The following is a 19342-nucleotide window of genomic DNA, read 5'->3' on the forward strand; positions in this document are numbered from 1 at the left end:
TGTTGCTCCTGGGCGAAGACCGATCGAGAGGGCGACGGCGCTACCTTACCAGAGGGGCTTCCATGAAGACGAGATGGTTGCGCAGTTCCGGAGGTGCTTGGTAGTAGGGGGCGATTTCCCGGAACCCCAGTGAGCGGTAGAGCCCCAGTGCCTCATCATGGTTGCGGCCGGTATCCAGCCGCATGGTGGTGTAGCCCCGCTCACCGGCCACGCGCACGATGGTCTCGGCGAGCCGTCGGCCCAGCCCCATGCCGCGGCCCTCGGGGCCGATGAACATGCGCTTCATCTCGCATGTGTGCTGGTCGATCCGCTGCATCATCACGCAGCCGACCACCTTTCCGTTCAGGCGGGCAACAAGGACTTCCCCGTCCGGAGCCGCGTGAATCCTCGGCAGGCTCTCCAGCAGCGCGGCCCATTGTTCCGGCGTGTAGTAGCGGTCGACGAACCAGGCATTCTCGCCATATCGGGATCGACACCAGTCGAGGAAGCCGTTGCACAGGGCTCGAATGGCAGGGAAGTCGTCAGGTCCGGCTGGGCCAATCTGCGAGTTCTGTTCCACCTCTGCGCCTCCACTCACGAATCGTGCAGCGACAAAGCGGGCGCTCCTTCCCGAGGTCCACGGACGCCGGAAAGGCGGCCGCGGTCGAGACGGGCCCGGGCAATCGTCCGCTGGGAGTTCGGAAAGTTTCCTGCCCAGTGCCTCTATCGAACCAGGTGAATTCTGCTCGAGCTGTCATGAACTGTAGTCGAGCACGGTATTGTTGACAATCTGAGGGGCGCTCCGGCGAAAGCGCGCAACGACTTCAACCGGGAGCGCGAGGATCGACCACTTGTTCGTACCGCGGTCCAGGGGAGAGGCGTCCCCTCAGTCGTCCACCGCTACCATGACATCGGAGGCCTTCACGACCGCATAGGCTTCCTTGCCAGCCGCCAGTCCCAGTTCCGCCACGGCCTCGTTGGTGATCGAGGCAGTGACGATCGAACCCCCGACATCAATCCGGACATGGGCTGTCGTCGCGCCAAGGGTCACATCCACCACCTTGCCCTTCAGCCGATTGCGTGCGCTGATTTTCATGGTCCGGAGCTCCTCTGTTCTCTATGCATTTGCCCTAGCACAATCGGGCGGTTGCAGGTAGAACCGCAGCAGAGAGACAACCATGATCGTTCGCCCACCCCCGACCTTTCTGCAACTCCTGTACGTCACTCGCGGTTCGGTGGTCCCCAAGATCCTGCCACAACTTGGCCTGACCGCAGCCTTTGCCGCGCTGGTCGTCCTGTTCCACGAGCACTATCCGGCGCTTGTCCCTTCCTTCGCGGGCGTTCCGTTCGCCCTGCTTGGTATTGCGCTTTCCGTCTTCCTGGGGTTTCGCAACAATGCCTGCTATGACCGCTGGTGGGAGGCGCGCAAGCAATGGGGCGAGATGATATCGGTGTGCCGCAGCTTCGGCCGGCAGACACTCGTCCTGGAGGATGGTACCGACGCGGCGGCGAAGTGCCGGCGTGACCTGCTGACGGACGCAATCCTGTTCGTACATGCGCTTGCCATTCATCTGAGACCCGGTCGGCCGTCCGATCCGTCACGGTCCGAGTTTGATCCCCGGCTGCACAGCGACCTTGCGGATGTCGCCAACCGTCCCGAAGCAATTCTGAGGCGCGCATCGCAAAGGCTAGCGTTGCTCAATCGCGAAGGGCAGGTGAGCGATGTCATGTACCAGACGCTCGATCGTTCCGTGGCGCAACTCGGGGGCGTTCAGGCGGCATGCGAGCGTATCCGCACGACACCGCTTCCCTTCGCCTATTCCTTGCTGTTGCATCGGACGGCCTATCTCTTCTGCTTTCTCTTCCCCCTTGGATTTGCCGATTCACTCGGTTGGCTGACGCCCTTCTGCTCAGTGCTCGTCGCTTACACCTTTTTCGGCCTGGACGCCCTGGGCGTCGAGCTGGAAAACCCGTTTGACAATACCGCGCACGCCATCCCCCTGAGTGCCATGGCAAGAACCATCGAGATCAGCCTGCTGGAAGCAATGGGAGAAAAAAACGTTCCCGCTGTTCTCCAGCCGAGCGAGTTCGTGCTGATGTAGGTCAGCCGGGTTTTCGGGCATGTCCGCTGTTGGCGATGATATCTGACGCTGCCTTGGGCGATCCGCGCGCCGAGGCTGCCGAAGATCAAACAGGAACTCGACCAGGACGTCCGATTGCAAATGCGCTCATCGCGGGGGGCGTGAGAGGCGAGAAATCTCGCCTCTCATCTCTATGCAGAATTAACGCGGTGCCAGGGACTCCAGCTCGCCGAGCCGCTTGAGCGCCGCCTGCTGCTGCAGCCATCCATAGTTGATGCCACTTGCGTTCAGCGTGCTTCCCGTCTGGAAGGGGAAGTCATTGAAGTCTGCAAAGAACTCCTTGATCTTGCCCTGGATCGGGACGAGCAGCCACATGTTGCGGGCAAGGAACTCAATGGCCCCGCCACCGTCTTCCATGGCCCGCTCGTAGGGATCCATACGCAGGTTTGCGATGACCGCCCAGCTCGGCACTTCACGTGTGGCCGTGGCAATGTTGCCGTGGCTCGCCTGCGCGAAACTGAGCTTCCAATCGTTCCAGCGAATTGCGTTGAGGTTCCCGCCCTGATCGAAATAATACATCACGTCGCGTGGCGTTGTCTTGGCGGTGCCTTTCAGCAGTTCCGTCAGGTCGTAGCCGTCGAGATGGACCTTGAAGTTCTTGCTTCCTGACTGGAAGCCCGTTTTCATCTGGTCCTTGATGTCGGGAATACCGGCGGCCGTCGCGAATGTCGGCATCCAGTCCATCAGCGTCACGATGTCGTTGATCTGCGATCCCGGCTTCACCACGCCCGGCCAGCGCACCATCATCGGAATGCGCATGCCGCCTTCCCAGGTGGTGCCCTTTTCGCCGTGGAACATCGTCTGGGCGCCGTCCGGCCAGAGCGCGAGTTCGGCGCCGTTGTCGGTCGTGTAGAGCACGATCGTGTTGTCGGCGATGCCGAGATCGTCGAGCTGCTGCAGAAGTTGCCCGACATGGCCGTCATGCTCGGCCATGCCGTCGGCATGAATGCCCTTGCCGGTCTTGCCCAGTGAATCCGGTTTCAGATGCGTGAAGACGTGCATGCGCGTCGAATTGAACCAGACAAAGAAGGGTTTGTCGGCCTTGGCCTGCCGGTCGATGAAGTCCTTGGCTGCGGCCAGGAATTCCTCGTCGACCGTCTCCATGCGCTTGGTGTTGAGCGCGCCGGTGTCCTCGATCTTTCCGTCCGCGCTGGACTTGATCACGCCACGCGGACCAAAGTCCTTCCGGAACTCGGGATCCTTCGGGTAGAAGTAGCCTTCCGGTTCCTCTTCCGCGTTGAGGTGGTAGAGGTTGCCGAAGAACTCGTCGAAGCCGTGATTGGTAGGTAGGTGTTGGTCGCGGTCGCCGAGGTGGTTCTTGCCGAACTGGCCGGTTGCATAGCCCTTCGACTTCATTACGTCGGCAATGGTCGGCATCCAGTCCTGGATACCGTGCGGGTCGCCCGGCATGCCGATCGTCAGCAGGCCGGTTCGGAACGGTTCCTGTCCAAGGATGAATGAGGCGCGTCCGGCGGTGCAACTGTTCTGCCCGTAGGAGTCGGTGAAGATCGCGCCCTCGGCCGCGATGCGGTCGATGTTCGGAGTGCGATAACCCATGAGGCCCATCGTGTAGGCGCTGATTTGCGGAATGCCTATGTCGTCGCCGAAGATGACGAGAATGTTCGGCGTCTTTGCACTTCCTGAGGCTGGTTGCTCCTGGGCTGCTGCCGTTTTCACGGCTGCCGTGGTGCCCGCGACGGCAGCGGCCGCGAGCATTGTTCCGCCAAGGAGAAGGCTTCTCCGGTCGAGATCAAGTGTTTGAATTTCAATGTCACGCGTATCGACATCATTCATTCCGCTCATCACATTCTCCTCATAGAGAGCTTCACTTGTCGATTGCTTGCACTGTTGGGAATTGCCTCATCTGTTGTTATTTTCTTCGAAGATGAAGGGCAGTACTTGTCGATGCTTGGCCGAGCCCGCCCATTTCAGGTAGAGCACAAGATCTGCGCGACAAGTGGCAGAAGTTGTAAAAAGTAGAAGAGGTGGAGGCCGTGCGGCGCATGCCCAGCCCTGCCTGCGTTCAGGCTGCTCGCTGGATCACCGTTTTCGGTGAGAGGATGTCCGGCGCCGATGGATTGTGCTGCTGGATTGAAAAGCCGATAATTCCAGGAACGTTGTGCGGTGAGCCCGCTCGCCGCGTCACTGGCCATAGTGCGGCCATCGAATCTATCGCTGGTTCAAACAGTGGTAGCAATCTGTTTGAGATAAATGGTCGGAGCGGCGGGATTCGAACCCACGACCCCTTGACCCCCAGTCAAGTGCGCTACCGGGCTGCGCTACGCTCCGACCTGCTTTTGCAAGCACGCTTTCCATAGTCGGTAGGTTGTCGCCGCGCAAGCGAAAAAAAGGTGGTTCGGGAACAAGTCCAAGCATTTCGCCGGGGTGGTGCGAGGACGCCCTCTCAGCGCAGGACGCTGCGGTAGATGGCCTCGGTGTCGGTCACCATCCGGCTGAGGCTGTAGTCGTCCTTGCGGGCGAGGGCTCCCTCTGCGTATCGAGCAAGGCGCACGGGATCGGCTATCCTGAGCATGGCGTGGGCGAGCTGGCGAGCATCGTCGGTGTTGGCGACCAGGATTCCGTTCTGTCCGTCCTTCAGCACCATGGAGACCCCGCCCACCTCGGTCAGCACCATGGGCTTGGCTGCGGCAGCCGCTTCGAGCATCACATAGGACATGGCCTCGTAGCGGCTCGGCATCGTCAGGACGTCGATCGCGTCCATGACCTCGGCGCCGGTATACTGCGATGTGAAGTGGAAGCGGTCCGCGGGAAGCATTTTGGCCGCCAACGACAGGATGTGTCCTTCATCCTCTCCCGTCCCGACCATCAGCAAATGCGCCGATGGCATCCGTTCGGCCACAAGCGCGAATGCGCGCACCAGGCGTTCCGGCGCCTTCTGCTTCGAAAGGCGGCCGACGAAGCCGTAGACGAAATCGTTGTCCGACATGCCGAGGTTCGAGCGGATCTGTTGCCTCAGGCCTGATGGCGGCGTCACCACACCGTTGACGACGATCTCCAGTTTCTCCCGCCGCATGCCGAGAGCCCGGGCATGGGCATACTCGTCGGCGGAGACGCAGATGAGCCTGTCCGTGAAGTACCGTGCAAGAAGCCGCTCGATGGTTCCGTACACCATGTGTCCCGCACGGCTGAGGTGGGGGTCCATCGTCCGGAATGCGTGGGGCGTATAGACACGTGCGGCGGGCTCACCCGGGAAACGGATGCGAGCCAGGGCTCCCGCCTTGGAGCTGTGGCCGTGGATGACGTCGAACGGACCATGCCTGCGCGCAAGCCGCCTGAGGATTGCGAGCGACGCGATGTCGCCCGGGCCTGGCGCACGGGCCATCTCGACGCAATGCGCGCCGTCGAGCCCGAGTGCCAGCAATTCGTCGACGAACCGCTGCTCCGCCCTGACGGGCGAGTAGATCGCGTGAACCACATGGCCGCGCTGCTTGAGGCCGCCGCAAAGGTCGATGAAGTGGCGGCCGGATCCTCCACCGCTCGGCTCCAGCACCTGGAGCACGCGCAGGGAGCGCAGGTTCTTGTCGCGGATCATGTTCACGGGCGCTCTCCGTCGTGTCTCGGGCGGTTGTGGCGCAATTCCAGCGCCCGGCAGCCCCAGATGACCCCGATAAGGAGGTATAGATGGCGCCAGTGGTCGGTATCGATGACGAAGCCAACGGCGGTATGTCCGCAGAAGGTGAGGAACGAGATCATCAGGTAGGGTTGCCACGGCCGGTCGCGAAGGAGGGACTGGAACCCTGCGGCGAAAGTCCAGATGGCGAGGGTGAGATAGCTGAGGAAGCCCATCCATCCGTAGGTCGTCAGCGACTTCAGCCAGATATTGTGCTCGTCCTCGGGAAACATGGTGCTGAACACCATCGGGCCGATGCCGAGCGGCTTTTCCATCGACATCAGGAAGCCGATACGATGGCGGTCGAAGCGGCCGAGATGCCCGCCATCGTACTCCTGGACGAGTTGGGTACGGCTCGAGAAAAGGTTGGAGACGGCGCTGGACTGCAGCGCGAAGACGAGCGCCACGACCATGGCGCCGGCCGCGCAGATGCTGAGCGTCAGGATCTTCAGGCGGAACACCGCCGTCCGCTCCTTGAGCAGCATGACGAAGACCAGGGCGACGACGGAGAACAGGTAGAGCGCCCAGGCCGCACGCGAGAAGGACAGGAAGACGCCGAGGGCGAGGATTACGACGCCGACGATCTTGAGCGGTGCCCCGAGGAGACGGCCCGCGAGAAGGCCGTGCATGAGATAGAGCGACGGGGCGACGAGAAAGGGGCCGAAGACGTTCGGATCCTGGAAGGCGCCCTTTGCCCGGTCGTAGAGCGTGAAAGCCTCGCTGCCGGGAAAGGCATGGAAATATCCGAGGATGCCGAGGAGGGAGGTGATGAGCGCGCTTGCGACCCACGCCCGGAAAATGAGCTGGAGACGTTGCGGCCGTGCCTCGATGATCGCGGCGAAGAACACGGCCGAAAGAGCGAGGAACAATGAGACGGCAATGTAGATCGGGCCGTCCGCCATGTCGGTCATGACGGTCAGGGACAGCATGCCGCCGATGTTGAAGGTGAGGAGCAGCGCCAGCAACGGGGCGACGTTTCGCGATATCCGCAAGCCGAAGATCGCCCACATGCCGATAAGGCCGGCCATGAAGACTTCATAGGGGGCAGGCTCCGCAATGACGAATCCGGACAGGAAGACGCCAAGCGTCACCAGGGCGGAACCGAAAACGCCGACGGCCGCCAGTTGCGGCCTGAAGGGCGGCGCGAAATGGGTGACCGCGTCGCTCAATAGGCATTTTCCGTGTTCAGGAGGCGGATCGGCGTCAGGAACAGGATCTTGAGATCAAGCCACAGCGACCAGTTCTCGATGTAGTAGAGATCGAACTCGGTGCGGTAGCGGATCTTGTCGTCATGGTCGATCTCGCCGCGCCAGCCATTGATCTGCGCCCAGCCCGTGACCCCGGGCTTCACGCGATGGCGCGCGAAATAGCTCTCGACGACATCGACATACTTTCGATTGTGCGACTGGGCCTGGATCGCATGGGGGCGCGGGCCGACCAGCGAAAGTTCACCCTTCAGCACGTTGAAGAGCTGAGGCAGCTCGTCGATCGAGGACTTGCGCAGGAAACGGCCGACCGGCGTCACACGCGGATCGCCCTTCGTGACCGCCAGCTTCGCCGTGGGGTCGGAGAGGTTGGTGTACATCGAGCGGAATTTGTAGACGTCGATGACCTCGTTGTTGAAGCCATGGCGTTTCTGCTTGAAGATGATCGGGCCTGGCGAGGTCAGCTTGACGGCGACTGCCGCGCCGATCAGGACGGGCCACAGCAGCGCGAGTGCGATCAGGCTGAACGCTATGTCGAAGGCCCGCTTGGCGACAGAATCCCAGTCGGCGATCGGCTTGTCGAAGATGTCGAGGAGCGGCACCTTGCCGATCTGAGAATAGCTGCGCGGGCGAAAGCGAAGCCCCTTGGAATGCGCTGCAAGCCGGATGTCGACCGGAAGCACCCACAGCTTCTTCAGGAGAGCCAGGATGCGCGCTTCCGCGGAGAGCGGCAGCGATATGATCAGCATGTCGATACGCGCAAGACGCGCAAATTCGACCAACTCCGCGACGGTTCCGAGCTTGGGGTACCCTGCGATCACGGAGGGCGACCGGCGTTCGTCGCGATCGTCGAAGATGCCGCAGATGCGGATGTCGTTTTCCGGCTGGCGTTCCAGCGAGCGGATGAGCTCCTTCGCAGGCTCGCCGCCGCCGACGATCACCGCGCGGCGCTCCATCGTGCCGTTGCGGGCCCAGTGCCGGATCGAATAAGCGATCAGCTGGCGCTCGGCGATGAGATAGATGGCGCCGAGAACGAACCAGGAGACGAACCAGACGCGCGAATAGACATCGCCGGTCTTGAACAGGAACAGCGCCAGCGCCATCACGGCAAATGCCACCGCCCATGCGCACAGGATGCGCGGCGTCATCCGCCAGGCCGAGCGCAGCGCAGGAATCTGGTAGGCATCCGCGAGTTGCATCAGCATGATGCCGGTGGCGGACCCGCCCGCAAGTACGGCCACATAAAAGAGCGCCATTTCGATGCCGGGCGCGACATAGAGCATGATGATCGCGTAGCCGATCGCAAACAGCGAGGCGAATTCGGTGATCCTCAACAGGCCGAGAAGCATCGACGGCGAATAGGCATCCGCCCGAAATTGCATGGCGATCTGTTTGGCAAGCGGGTTCAGTTCTACCGTCTTGCCGCCGTCCACTTCCTCTTCCGAGCCGTTTGGCGCGATCGTCCGTATTTCGGACACCAGACGCCGTATGGCATCCGGGTCGAAGGCTTCAGGTTTGTCGACGTGGTTCATGGGCAGAAATCCGCGGATGCATTTCGCATCGGATAGCAGAAAGGCCCTAAGAAAACGCTTACGTTGCGGGAGGGGACGACGCCGTTTCAGGGTTGCGCACGACCCGTTCCGGCACGTCGGGAAGAAGGTCGTGGTAGAGGCTCATCATGGACGAGGCCATCACCGAAGCGGAGAACGTTGCCTTCACCTTCCCGGGATCGGGCATGGCGATCGTCTTCCACTGGGGGTTGAGCACCGACTGGACCATGATGCTTGCCAGCGCATCCGCATCCGCTGGATTGGCGAGCGCTATGCTGTCCGGGCCGAGCATCTCCGGTATGCCGCCGACGCGGCTGGCGGTCACGCCCTTGCGCGCGGCAAGCGCCTCCAGGACGATATAGGGCATCGATTCCGCCCGCGAGGGCACGACGACAGTGCGGGCGAGTGAGAAGGCCTCCCGGGTTTTCATCGCCGGGAGCATCCCGATGCGGCGCGCAAGGCCGAGCTCCAGCATCATCCGCTCGTATTTCGGCTGGTCCGGACCGTCGCCGATCATCAGCGCCGAAAGCGGCCGGCGCATCAGGCGCTCCGCCTTTGCGAAGGCTTCGATGAAGACATCTGGTCCTTTCAGGTCCCTCAGCATTCCGATGTAGAGGAAGTCGACCGCGTCCGGACGGACATAGACCGTCTCGAAATCGCGATCCGGAATGCCGTTGTAGATCCGCTCGGCCCGGCAGCGGGGCTTGCCGACCTTGTCGGAATAGGTTTGCCGCTCGAAGTCGCAGACGAATACGAGGGAATCGGTCTGGAACTCGAGCAGTCGTTCGAGACCGAACACCGTGCGCCCCGTGAGACTGTTCGGGGCATAGTGCAGGCTGCCGCCGTGCGGCGAATAGAGGCGGGCTACGCGATACCTGTTGACCCGCAGGGCTGAGCCGATGAGACGAGCGATGGCGCCACCCTTGGCGCCATGCCCGTGCAGGACATCCGGCTTCAAACTTCTGATTTCACGATAACTGCTCCAGAACGCGGAGAGGTCCTTGATACTGAGCGAACGGTCGATCGGCAGTCGCAGCAGTCCAAGCGAGAGGTGGGGCCTGATCTCGTCGAAGAGATTGTCCTCATATGAACCGCCCGTCGTGCTGTCGCACAGGATGCCGACTTCGTTGCCCTGCTTAGCATGGATCTCCGCCAGATCGCGCACGTGCCGGAATATCCCTCCGATCGGCGATCTGAAACAATGGATGATGCGCAGCGGCCTCTCTTTGCGCATGTCCGTCAGAACAGCCGCTCGCGAACGTAGATTGTATCTCCTGCAAGGACCGGATCCGAGATCGACACGCGGCCTGTGATGACCTCGCCGTTGATCTTCCGGGTGACGTCCACATTCGCCTGGTTGGCGCGCGGCGAGAAGCCACCGGCCACCGCAATGGCATTCTGGACGGTCATGCCCGCCACATAGGTGTATTGTCCGGCCTGTCCTACCTCGCCCATGATATAGACCGAGCGATAACGATCGACCTCGATCGAGACGTCCGGATCGCGCAGGTAGCCCTGTCGGAGCTTGGCGGCGATCACGCTTTCCAGTTCCTGCAACGTCCGGCCGCGCGCCGGAACGGAGCCGATCAGCGGGAAGGCGACGTAGCCGGCCTGGTCGATCGAATAGGTGTTGCTGAGGCCGGCCTGTTCGAAGACGGTGATGCGCAGCCTGTCGCCGCTGTCCAGCCGATAGGGCTGGATCGTCGCCTCATGAAACGCCTTCGGGGCAGGGCGATAGCTGGTGCAGCCTGCCAGCATCGTCGCGAGCAGCGCCATTGCGATGATGAAGCCATTTCTGTTGAGCGCGAAGTCCATCGCCTTTTCCATCTGCGGAGGTCCGATTGCAGGTCTCGTTATCAATCCGTTAGGGTTAACGGCTGGTAAAGGCGCACGGCTCGCGACAGCGAATTCGGCGTTTTTCTTCAAGGAGTTTGGCCAGATCGGGGGTGAGGGGCGGCGATCGCCATTAACCGTTGCGTTACCATGTTTGTTTACGGTGCCGACAAACCTAGGTTGCGGAGTGGTGGTATGACAGGCGTTTACGGAAGCCAGCAGGACGTCGATATAGATCTCGGCGGTCTGTTCGGTGCAATCTGGCGCAGGCGCCGGGCAGTTCTGCTCGCCACTGCCGCATGCGCCGGCCTCGCCTTTGTCGGCGCCAGCCTCGTTTCGCCGAAGTACCGCAGCGAGACCCGCCTTATAATAGAGACGCGCGAACCTGCCTTCACCACGAGTTCGGACCGGACGACATCGGGCGAGCGGCCCGCCTTCGACGAACTGGGTATCGTGAGCCAGGTGGAAATCCTGAAGTCCGTGGACCTCGTCAAGCAGGTCGCCCGCAACATGAAACTGTACGAGCTCGAGGAGTTCGACCCCACGGCGAAACCGTCTGCAATTTCAGACCTGATGGTGCTCTTCGGCCTCAAGAAGAACCCGCTGGAGCTTGCGCCGGAAGAGCGCGTGCTCAAGGAGTTCATTCAGAAGCTTTCCGTCTACCAGGTCGAGAAGTCGCGCGTCGTCGGCGTCGAGTTCACCTCAGAAGACCCGAAGCTCGCCGCGGCGATCCCGAACGAGATGGCGAAGGTCTATCTCTCGCTGCAAAGCGGCGCCAAGCTGGATACGAACTCTGAGGCAAGCCGCTGGCTCGAGCCGGAGATTGCCAATCTGCGCGAAAAGGTGAGGGAGGCGGAAGCGAAGGTCGCGGCCTATCGCGCGTCTTCGGACCTGTTGCCCGCGGGTAGCGACGGCACATTCGCCGTCAATCAGTTGAACGGCATTTCGGCCGAGCTCGCGCGCATTCGCGGCGAGAAGGCGAATGCCGAAGCGCGGGCCGAAAGCGTGCGCGCCGTGCTGAAGAACGGCGGTCAGGCGGATTCTCTCGCGGATGTCGTCGGATCCCAGATGATCCAGCGGCTGAAGGAGAGCGAGGCCCAGATCCAGGGTCAGATCTCCGATCTCTCCACCTCGCTGCTCGACGGTCATCCCCGGTTGAAGGGGCTGCGTTCGCAGCTTGTCTCGATCCGCGGACAGATCCGCGAGGAGACCCAGAAGATTCTCGCGAGCCTCGACAACGAGGCGAACGTGGCGCGGCTGCGCGAACGCCAGCTGATGGGCCAGCTCAATACGGTGAAGGCGGATTCCGCGCGTGCCGGAGAGGAAGAAGTCGGCCTGCGGGCGCTCGAGCGCGAGGCAACGGCCCAGCGCCAGTTGCTCGAAACCTATCTCGCACGCTACCGTGAAGCCGCATCGCGCACTTCGACCAACTCCACTCCGGCCGATGCGCGGGTGATTTCCGCCGCGGTCGAACCGACCGAGGTTCATTTCCCGAAGGTCGTCCCCATCACCGTCGTCGGCGGGCTGGCCGGCTTCCTGTTGAGCGCCGTCGGGATCCTGCTCGTGGAACTCTTCAGCGGCCGTGCGCTGCGACCGAGCGCCGTCCCGCCGGTCATGCCTGTGAAGAGTGAAGACGAAAGAAAACGCGCGGCCGAACCTGCCCGTCCGCCTGAGCCGGTAGTGGTCGAGCCTGTCGTCGCAAGGTCATTTGCGGCCGCGGTTCCGGAGCTGCCGACCAAGAAGGTCGCTGCCGGCGAGCCAGTTCCCACAGCCGTGACGAAAGTCCAGGGATCGCTGCTCTCGGGCTTTGACGAACCGGAGGAAGAGGAGGAGATCCGCCCGACGGAGCCGGACCTGCTGGCGTCGGATTCGGGCGAAGAAGACTTCTCCGTTGCGGCGGTTGCCCGTCATCTCGTGGAAAACGATGTCCCGGTAGCGATCACCGTGTCGCCATCGGGCGACAAGGGCTCCACCGCTGCCGTGATGCTGGCGCGCACCGTGGCCGAGGAGGGGAGAAAGACCGTCCTGATCGATTTGACGGGATCCGCATGCCCGACCCGTCTGATGGCCGAGTCCATGCGCCTTCCCGGAATCACCGATCTGCTCGTCGGCGACGCCGCCTTCGCCGACATCATCCACGGGGATCGCCTCTCGGCAGCCCATATCATCCCGCGCGGGTATTCGGACATCAAGCGTGCGATGAAGGGTATCGACCGGCTGTCCATGGTCATCGACGCGCTGTCGGACGCCTATGAGACTGTCATCGTCGAATGCGGTGCCGCGGACGTCCAGGGCATTCGCCGCCTGTCGCGCTCTGGAGAGACCGAGATCATTCTCTCCATCCCGGGGGCGGAGGAGGATGAGATCGTCGCCCTGATAGAGGCATTCGGAAATGCCGGCTACAGCGAGATCGTGCTCATGACCGCAGATACCGGCCGTCCGCCCCACGATCCGGATCGCCGGGCGGCGTAGGGCAGGCGTCGAAGGGCTCGGGCGTCAATCGTTGTCCGAGCCGACTTCCACGAACTCGGTCTTGCCGGACCGCAGGCGCTGCATGAGGCTGTAGAGCCTCGGATTCTGCTTGATCGTGCGCTTCGCGCCAGCCTTGGCCCGATGGATCGCCGCAATCGTGCTGCCGGCGACCGTCGTCGGCCAGAGCAGGTCATGCTGCGCCGTTTCGATCGTGCACCAGGACCGCTTGTAGGGCTGGTCTCCGATGCCGAAATCGAACAGGCGCACGCCTTCGCTGCAGAGCTGGCGGATGATGAGGTAGAAAAGAAACTCGCCGGGGCTCGCGTCTGGAACGAGCGTGTCATCGATCGAGCCGAACTGGCAGATGACGTGATCGCCCTTCCGCGACACACCGGCGATTGCAACGATCTTGTCTTCATGTTCCGCCTTCAGGCGCACCGCATGAAGCTGAAGCGGATAGCTTTCCTCGTTCGGGACGACTGACGTGAGCCGATGGAAGAAATCCTGCGTCTCCGCATCGCGGAAGACGTTTGGCAGGCCCATCGCCTCGAACCGCGCGGCTTTCTGGCGGAAAAACACATCGAGCAACGCCTTGCCGTCAGCGGCGGAGGTAGCGATCACGTGTTCGTATCCGCCGACGAGCTCCAGCCGCCGTTCGGTGCTGCGGAATTTCTTCCTGCGGCGTTTGGCGTTGACCTGCGCCAGCGTCCGTTCGAACTCCGGAAAGAGCGCGAGCTGGAAGGAAGCGTTTTGGTTCAGCACCGCCGGAAGGTCTGCGAAGGAATTCGTCTCGCCCCGCCAGGTGAGCGGCATGTTTTCGAGCAGGAAGAGATCGAAGTAGCGCGCGAACTGGCCGCGCGCCTGTTCGAGCGCCTTCCTGAGACGCGGAGGAGCGGCGAGAAAGCGGAATTCGTCGGTATAGAGGCCGGTATTGATGTTGCTGAACCGGCTTCCCAGGAACCGCGCGGTACGGATCGGCCCGTGCCGGACGATTTCGAGCGGCAGGATGAGATGGGTCTGGCCGCCGGATACGCCTTCGACGATCAACGGCTTGCAGTCGTGGCTCTCGATCCATGCCTTGCACCAGTCGTAGCTCTGGTGAAGCGAAAGCTCGTTTCGCGATTCCAGCGCGCGCCAGCTTTGTTCCAGCGGCTCCATCGTATCGTGGAGGCGGATCGACAGCGGGATGGTTGCGGGAATGCGGCCGCCGCCGACCACGGCGCTGGCGAGCGTACCGAGCATTTCCCTTTCGGTCGGCATGATCTGAAAATCGAGCTGCAAGGCAACCATGGCAAACCTGTTCGAGACCGGACGGACGGAGCGCCGCGCCGATATGCTAGGATCTTTCCTTGCCGAAATGGTTTAAAACCGGCCCTGTCGAGGGCTGCGCCCCCATTTAGTCGCGGGCGCGGTTAGCAAAGCGATAACGAGGGAGCGCAAAATCGATGCTTCGCGCAGAAACTGTCTCCGTTTCGCGACGAAACCGTCCCGGAATGTATCGCCCCGGCGTCCAGCATTACGACTGGCCCGTATCCTCCATCCGCCAAGTGGGAATGGTGGAACCAGGTACTTCGAGAGACGTTGGAGTTCTCTCTTTAGATTAGAAAGCCTTCATAAGGGGCCGAATTGATTCCAACTCCTGTCATCCGGTGTTGTGGTCCTCAGCCCAGCCAGCCTCTTGCCAGAACGTTCGCCCATTCCCGCTGGCCGCGGCTTGCCGCAAGGCGTGAGGCGGCCATGTGGTCGTAGCTGACCAACCTGAACTCCGCGTTCCAGGTGCTGCCCGTCTTCTCGATGATGGCGTATCGGGCATGGGGCGAGCCGGTCTCTACCTTGTGAAACACCGGCTCGTCGTCGTCATAGCCCGGGCAGCCGACGCTTCCCGGATTGAGGACGATGCGGCCGTCACGGAGCCGGACGATGCGCGGCAGATGGGTGTGGCCGCAAAGCAGGACGGGATGGTCGATCCCCTCGGCAAACTTCTCGATGCGCTCGAGCTGCGAGAGCCGCATCGTTCCATCCGGGGTCGCCTCGTCCAGCCAGTACGTCGTGTCGTCGACGGGCGTGGCGTGGCAAAGGAAAATTTCGCCCCGGTGGACCAGCGTTGGCGGCAAGCTTTTCAACCAATCGAAGTGATGCGGCTTAAGCTGCTGGTGCGCCATGCTGTCCCAACTGCCCATCTTCTCCGGCGCCTTCTCCACGAGCCAGCGATCGTGATTGCCGCGAACGGAGGGAAAACGGTGGCGCATCAGGATGTCTGCCGTGCGCGCGGCGTTGAGCGCGCCGCTCAGGTGGTCGCCAAGGTTGACGACGTCGTCGACCGACTGCGCGGCGATGTCGGCCAGCACAGCCTCCAGAGCCAGGTCGTTGCCGTGAATGTCTGCGATGACGGCGATGCGCAAGGTCACTTGCCTCCAGACTTGCCGGGTTTTTCCATCCACTTGATGATCAGCATTGCAGGAAGCACCCACAGAATGCCCGTGAACAGGAAGTAGGCGAGGTGGATCCACCAGGGTGAACTCCCGAGGGTAGCCGCCGCGACGGTCGTCGCGATCAGCGCGTAGAGGAGGACGAGGATGATGATCAGGATGGTCCCGATCAGCTTGCGCAGGCGAGGGGGCATGGCATTGTCTCATGTCTATTGCGGGAGAGCCGATCGGCGGGGATGCCGCGACCGCATGCCGCAAAGGTTCGTCCCTTGTTTTGCACGGCGAGGTGATGCAAATCAACGCCAACAAGACAGGAGCCGCCATGACAATCATCGATAGCGCAATCGAGCGCCGCTCTCTCACCGACATCAGTCGGCAGGAGCGCAATCGCAGGCAGGTGCGCCGCTGGCTTGGGGTCGTTCTTTTCGTGCTGTTCGCGCTCGTGCTCGTCGGCGGTGCGACGCGGCTCACTGAATCGGGCCTGTCGATTACTGAATGGAAGCCGATCCATGGCGTGATCCCGCCGCTTTCGGCCGCCGAGTGGGACGAGGAATTCGCGCTCTACCAGCGCATTCCGCAGTACAGCCAGATCAACAGCGGCATGACGGTGGAGGAGTTCAAGACCATCTTCTGGTGGGAATGGGCCCACCGGCTGCTCGCCCGTTCGATCGGCTTCGTCTTTGCGCTGCCTCTTCTGTTCTTCTGGCTGTCCGGCCGGATCGAGCGCCAGGTGCGGATGCCGCTGCTGGGCCTTCTCGCGCTGGGTGGCTTCCAGGGGTTCATCGGCTGGTGGATGGTATCCTCGGGGCTCGCCGACCGGGTCTCGGTCAGCCAGTATCGTCTTGCGACCCACCTCGTGATCGCCTGTCTCATCTTTTCGGGCACGATGTGGATCATGCGCGGGCTCTCGCCCCACAGCAACGACTCCGCGCCGACCGAGCATTCGAGACTGATGGCGGCGATCATAGCGTGCATGGCGCTGTTCCAGATCTATCTGGGAGCCCTCGTTGCAGGGCTCGACGCCGGCCTCTCCTACAACACCTGGCCGCTGATGGACGGCGCCCTGGTGCCGGGCAATCTCTTCGTCCAGCAGCCCTGGTGGATCAATCTCTTCGAAAACCCGAAGACGGTGCAGTTCGTCCATCGCTGCGGAGCCTATGTGCTCCTCGCCCTGGCACTGGCGCACATGATCATTTCCTTGCGGGCAGCTCCGCAGACGACCCATGCGCGGCGCTCCGTCCTCCTGTTCTGCCTCATCTGTCTTCAGGCAGCGATCGGCATCGCGACGCTGATCTGGCAGGTTCCGCTTTCCTGGGCGCTCGCGCACCAGGGAGGCGCGCTTGTCGTCCTCGGATTTGCGATCGCACACTGGCGCGGCTTCATCGGAGAGTATCCGAACCAGGCACAGAGCGAGGCGGCAATATGGGGCGAGGATCCGGTCGGAAGGCACTAGAGCCTTTCGAGCCCCGAAATCCCACGGGCTCTTGCGGGCAGGACTGGATTAGCCCAGCTGCGCGGACAAAAAGAAGGGGCACGATCCCGGCAGGAGATCGTGCCCCGTTTCTTTTCCAGTCGTCTGCTCTAATCGGCAGAAACCTTGGCGTCAGGCGCGCAGCATCAGGTCCATGTTCTGGACGGCGGCTCCGGACGCTCCCTTGCCGAGATTGTCGAGAAGCGCGACGAGGTTGACGTGCGCTGACCCGGCCGTGCCGAAGACGAACAGCTTCATCCTGTCGGTATTGGCGAGCTCTACCGCATTGACGCGGGCGATCGCAGCGCTCTCCTTGAGATCGACCACCTCGACGATATCCTGGCCCGCATAGTGATCGCTGAGGGCGGCGTGGATGGAGCCGAGAGAGGCGCCAACGTTCAGGTCCGCGAGATAGAGGGGAACCTGCACGATCATGCCTTGCGGGAACTTGCCTACGGAGGGTGAGAACAGCGGTGCGCGCTGAAGCAGGCCATGGATCTGCATTTCCGGCACATGCTTGTGCTTGAGCGGCAGACCGTAGAGGAAATGGGGAGCATCGATGGCGTCCGGATGCGACGGATCCTCCATCTGGGCGATCATCTGCTTGCCGCCGCCCGTGTAGCCGGACACGGCATTGACGGTGATCGGATAGTCTTCCGGAAGGATGCCGGAAGCCCTCAGCGGACGGATCAGGCCGATTGCGCCGGTCGGATAGCAGCCCGGGTTGGCGACATAGCGGGCAGCCGAGATCTTCCCTGCCTGCGCCTGGTCCATCTCGGCGAAACCGTAGGCCCAGTCCGGATTGACGCGGTGTGCGGTCGAGGTGTCGATGATGCGGACGCTGTTGTTGCCGGAAACCATGGCAACGGCTTCCTTTGCCGCATCGTCGGGCAGGCACAGGATCGCAATGTCGGCGCCGTTCAGGAGGTCCTCGCGGAGTGCCGCGTTACGCCGCTCCGCTTCCGGAATGGACAGGAGTTCCACGTCGCTGCGTCCGGCCATGCGGGTGCGGATCTGCAACCCCGTCGTGCCGTGTTCGCCATCGATGAAGATTTTCGGTTTCATGGATCCAGCCCTGCTTCGCGACGCGATCAAAATCGCTTTCGGCGTTCACCCGGCCATGAGCGGCGCCCTGAAACAGCGCCCTAGAGGGCCGGGATCGGCGCCCTTGTGGCGCATATAACCCGCAGTCTGGCGCGTTGCAACGGCGCCGGGCTCACCAAGATTATGAAAGTTCTGTTGCGAAGTGTCGCCAGTGCGGGCCGAGCAACCGGCGAGGGCGCCATCGATCATCCATGTCAGGATTGGAACACGTGAAGGATGCCACGCCGGCCGCCGGATCGGCGGCCTGCTGATGCTCGTTAGAGGGGGAGGCGGGACTTGCTCCTCCCTGCTCTTGTCAGCTCCGCCTCTCCGCCAGCCATTCCGCCTGGAGGCCGAGCATGTACATCGCGATCGTCGAGCCGGCGATCGCCGTAATGTCGGCGTGGTCGTAGGCGGGTGCAACTTCAACGACGTCCGCGCCCTTGATGTGGAGCGCGCCGAGCTTGCGCAGAACGGAAAGGATCTTGGCGCTGGAAGGGCCGCCGGAGACCGGTGTTCCCGTGCCGGGGGCATAGGCCGGATCGAGGCAGTCGATATCGAAGGTGAGATAGGCCGGGCGATCTCCGACGTGGCGGATGATCGTGTCAGCGATCTCGCCGGCGCTCAATTCCTCCACGTCATAGCCGTAGACGATGCGAATCCCGCAGTCCTCCGGCGCGTGGGTCCGGATGCCGACCTGGATCGACCGGTCGGTATCGATGATCCCGTCGCGCGCTGCCCGTGCGACGAACGAGCCGTGGTCGATGCGTCCCTTCTCGTCGGGCCAGGTGTCCTGATGGGCATCGAACTGGACGAGGGCAAGCGGCCCGTGGAGGGCGGCATGGGCCTTCAGGACCGGCCAGGTGACGAAGTGGTCGCCGCCGAGGGTCAGCAGGAAGGCGCCCGACTTGAGGATCTTCGCGGCCTCCTTCTCGATCGTGGCAGGGGTCTTCTGGTGATTGCCGTAGTCGAGCAGGCAATCGCCATAATCGATCACAGCCATGCTCTCGAAGAGATCGCGCTCGAAGGGGTACTGCGGATCGTTGTCCATGATCGCCGACGCCCGGCGGATCGCCTGAGGTCCGAACCGGGCGCCGGGACGATTGGAGGTGGCCGCATCGAAGGGAATGCCCCAGACGACCGCATCGGCTCCGGCGAGGTTCTTGGTGTACTTGCGGCGCATGAAGGAAAGAACACCCGCGTGCGTCGGATCCGACGCGGCACTCTTCAGAGACTTCGCAGTGATTGAATGATCGATCGTCTTGTTGGCCATGGGCATCCTCCGCAATTGCGGCGACGTTGGCCAATCCGACCGATGAAGGCAAGAGGGCGCCATAGCAATTTCCACCACCGCTCACTTCCCGTTGGACAAACCCTCCATTGTGACGGTTTTGCCCCGGCCGGGAGTGACACCGGGTGCGACCGATTGTATCGCGCACGCACGTCCGGGGATGTCTGCCTCAATTTCATCACCATGTAAGGGCCTTGGGGCGCCTGTCCCGCGCTCCTTGGCAGAACGTCCGGGCGGCAGTCAGGTGCGAGACCCGG

The 19342-nt window shown here is 62.4% G+C and carries 16 protein-coding genes and 1 tRNA gene; 3 read left to right on the forward strand and 14 right to left on the reverse strand.

Features of this window, described 5'->3' with window-relative positions; all coding sequences use genetic code 11:
* Positions 1–40 precede the first annotated feature (40 nt).
* Together F3Y30_RS10715 and F3Y30_RS10720 are read right to left on the reverse strand one after the other, a co-directional pair.
* On the reverse strand, positions 41–559 hold the full coding sequence (locus F3Y30_RS10715; RefSeq protein ID WP_203422741.1) for a GNAT family N-acetyltransferase: 519 nt from the start codon (positions 557–559) through the stop codon (positions 41–43).
* Between the two features lie 306 nt (positions 560–865).
* Entirely contained in the window at positions 866–1075 is a 210-nt protein-coding gene (locus F3Y30_RS10720) for a TOBE domain-containing protein (RefSeq protein ID WP_203422742.1), read from the reverse strand.
* Positions 1076–1157: 82 nt separating this feature from the next.
* On the opposite strand from F3Y30_RS10720, the gene F3Y30_RS10725 reads away from it, so the two are divergent.
* Positions 1158–2081 carry a bestrophin family ion channel gene (locus F3Y30_RS10725; protein WP_203422743.1) on the forward strand — a complete coding sequence of 308 codons (924 nt, stop codon included), beginning with the start codon at positions 1158–1160 and terminating at the stop codon, positions 2079–2081.
* Positions 2082–2261: 180 nt separating this feature from the next.
* Here the strand turns inward: F3Y30_RS10725 and F3Y30_RS10730 are convergent, their stop codons facing one another.
* The 7 genes from F3Y30_RS10730 to F3Y30_RS10760 form a co-directional block, all read right to left on the reverse strand.
* Positions 2262–3914 carry an arylsulfatase gene (locus F3Y30_RS10730; RefSeq protein WP_203426567.1) on the reverse strand — a complete coding sequence of 551 codons (1653 nt, stop codon included), beginning with the start codon at positions 3912–3914 and terminating at the stop codon, positions 2262–2264.
* Positions 3915–4332: 418 nt separating this feature from the next.
* Positions 4333–4409 (reverse strand) — tRNA-Pro (locus F3Y30_RS10735).
* Positions 4410–4524: 115 nt separating this feature from the next.
* Entirely contained in the window at positions 4525–5673 is a 1149-nt protein-coding gene (locus tag F3Y30_RS10740) for a glycosyltransferase family 4 protein (protein WP_203426568.1), read from the reverse strand.
* A gap of 2 nt (positions 5674–5675) precedes the next feature.
* The gene (locus F3Y30_RS10745; RefSeq protein ID WP_203422744.1) at positions 5676–6920 is read right to left on the reverse strand and encodes an O-antigen ligase family protein; all 1245 of its coding nucleotides are present in this window, start codon (positions 6918–6920) and stop codon (positions 5676–5678) included.
* Positions 6917–8488, reverse strand: coding sequence for an undecaprenyl-phosphate glucose phosphotransferase (locus tag F3Y30_RS10750; protein ID WP_203422745.1), 1572 nt, complete (start codon positions 8486–8488; stop codon positions 6917–6919). Before F3Y30_RS10750 ends, F3Y30_RS10745 begins: the two co-directional genes overlap by 4 nt.
* Positions 8489–8546: 58 nt before the next feature.
* Positions 8547–9740, reverse strand: coding sequence for a glycosyltransferase family 4 protein (locus F3Y30_RS10755; protein WP_203422746.1), 1194 nt, complete (start codon positions 9738–9740; stop codon positions 8547–8549).
* Positions 9741–9745: 5 nt separating this feature from the next.
* Positions 9746–10321, reverse strand: a complete 576-nt coding sequence (locus tag F3Y30_RS10760) for a polysaccharide biosynthesis/export family protein (protein ID WP_203426569.1) — start codon at positions 10319–10321, stop codon at positions 9746–9748.
* Between the two features lie 213 nt (positions 10322–10534).
* Here F3Y30_RS10760 and F3Y30_RS10765 point away from each other — a divergent pair, with 213 nt between their 5' ends.
* Complete coding sequence (locus F3Y30_RS10765) at positions 10535–12811, forward strand: Wzz/FepE/Etk N-terminal domain-containing protein (protein WP_203422747.1); 2277 nt, start codon at positions 10535–10537, stop codon at positions 12809–12811.
* Between the two features lie 24 nt (positions 12812–12835).
* Here F3Y30_RS10765 and F3Y30_RS10770 read toward each other — a convergent pair whose 3' ends face one another.
* The 3 genes from F3Y30_RS10770 to F3Y30_RS10780 form a co-directional block, all read right to left on the reverse strand.
* Positions 12836–14101 carry a GNAT family N-acetyltransferase gene (locus tag F3Y30_RS10770; RefSeq protein ID WP_203422748.1) on the reverse strand — a complete coding sequence of 422 codons (1266 nt, stop codon included), beginning with the start codon at positions 14099–14101 and terminating at the stop codon, positions 12836–12838.
* A gap of 371 nt (positions 14102–14472) precedes the next feature.
* On the reverse strand, positions 14473–15213 hold the full coding sequence (locus F3Y30_RS10775; protein WP_203426570.1) for a metallophosphoesterase family protein: 741 nt from the start codon (positions 15211–15213) through the stop codon (positions 14473–14475).
* 2 nt (positions 15214–15215) lie between these two features.
* Positions 15216–15434: a DUF2842 domain-containing protein gene (locus F3Y30_RS10780; RefSeq protein WP_203422749.1), complete on the reverse strand. Its 219-nt coding sequence runs from the start codon at positions 15432–15434 to the stop codon at positions 15216–15218.
* Positions 15435–15562: 128 nt separating this feature from the next.
* Between F3Y30_RS10780 and F3Y30_RS10785 the strand changes: the two genes are divergently transcribed.
* On the forward strand, positions 15563–16693 hold the full coding sequence (locus tag F3Y30_RS10785) for a COX15/CtaA family protein (protein ID WP_203422750.1): 1131 nt from the start codon (positions 15563–15565) through the stop codon (positions 16691–16693).
* 150 nt (positions 16694–16843) lie between these two features.
* Here F3Y30_RS10785 and argC read toward each other — a convergent pair whose 3' ends face one another.
* Together argC and speB are read right to left on the reverse strand one after the other, a co-directional pair.
* A complete protein-coding gene (argC, locus tag F3Y30_RS10790) occupies positions 16844–17776 on the reverse strand; it encodes an N-acetyl-gamma-glutamyl-phosphate reductase (protein WP_203422751.1) in 933 nt (310 codons plus the stop codon).
* A gap of 334 nt (positions 17777–18110) precedes the next feature.
* Positions 18111–19067, reverse strand: coding sequence for an agmatinase (gene speB / locus F3Y30_RS10795; RefSeq protein WP_203422752.1), 957 nt, complete (start codon positions 19065–19067; stop codon positions 18111–18113).
* Positions 19068–19342 lie beyond the last annotated feature (275 nt).

The sequence above is a fragment of the Sinorhizobium sp. BG8 genome, assembly GCF_016864555.1.
Classification (GTDB): Bacteria; Pseudomonadota; Alphaproteobacteria; order Rhizobiales; family Rhizobiaceae; genus BG8.

Excerpts from the sequence above, each read along its gene's own strand:
- F3Y30_RS10720 (WP_203422742.1), bottom strand. The coding sequence starts at position 1,075 with ATGAAAATCAGCGCACGCAATCGGCTGAAGGGCAAGGTGGTGGATGTG.
- F3Y30_RS10725 (WP_203422743.1), top strand. The coding sequence starts at position 1,158 with ATGATCGTTCGCCCACCCCCGACCTTTCTGCAACTCCTGTACGTCACT.
- F3Y30_RS10730 (WP_203426567.1), bottom strand. The coding sequence starts at position 3,914 with ATGAATGATGTCGATACGCGTGACATTGAAATTCAAACACTTGATCTC.
- F3Y30_RS10740 (WP_203426568.1), bottom strand. The coding sequence starts at position 5,673 with ATGATCCGCGACAAGAACCTGCGCTCCCTGCGCGTGCTCCAGGTGCTG.
- F3Y30_RS10750 (WP_203422745.1), bottom strand. The coding sequence starts at position 8,488 with ATGAACCACGTCGACAAACCTGAAGCCTTCGACCCGGATGCCATACGG.
- F3Y30_RS10755 (WP_203422746.1), bottom strand. The coding sequence starts at position 9,740 with ATGCGCAAAGAGAGGCCGCTGCGCATCATCCATTGTTTCAGATCGCCG.
- F3Y30_RS10760 (WP_203426569.1), bottom strand. The coding sequence starts at position 10,321 with ATGGACTTCGCGCTCAACAGAAATGGCTTCATCATCGCAATGGCGCTG.
- F3Y30_RS10765 (WP_203422747.1), top strand. The coding sequence starts at position 10,535 with ATGACAGGCGTTTACGGAAGCCAGCAGGACGTCGATATAGATCTCGGC.
- F3Y30_RS10770 (WP_203422748.1), bottom strand. The coding sequence starts at position 14,101 with ATGGTTGCCTTGCAGCTCGATTTTCAGATCATGCCGACCGAAAGGGAA.
- F3Y30_RS10780 (WP_203422749.1), bottom strand. The coding sequence starts at position 15,434 with ATGCCCCCTCGCCTGCGCAAGCTGATCGGGACCATCCTGATCATCATC.
- F3Y30_RS10785 (WP_203422750.1), top strand. The coding sequence starts at position 15,563 with ATGACAATCATCGATAGCGCAATCGAGCGCCGCTCTCTCACCGACATC.
- argC (WP_203422751.1), bottom strand. The coding sequence starts at position 17,776 with ATGAAACCGAAAATCTTCATCGATGGCGAACACGGCACGACGGGGTTG.
- speB (WP_203422752.1), bottom strand. The coding sequence starts at position 19,067 with ATGGCCAACAAGACGATCGATCATTCAATCACTGCGAAGTCTCTGAAG.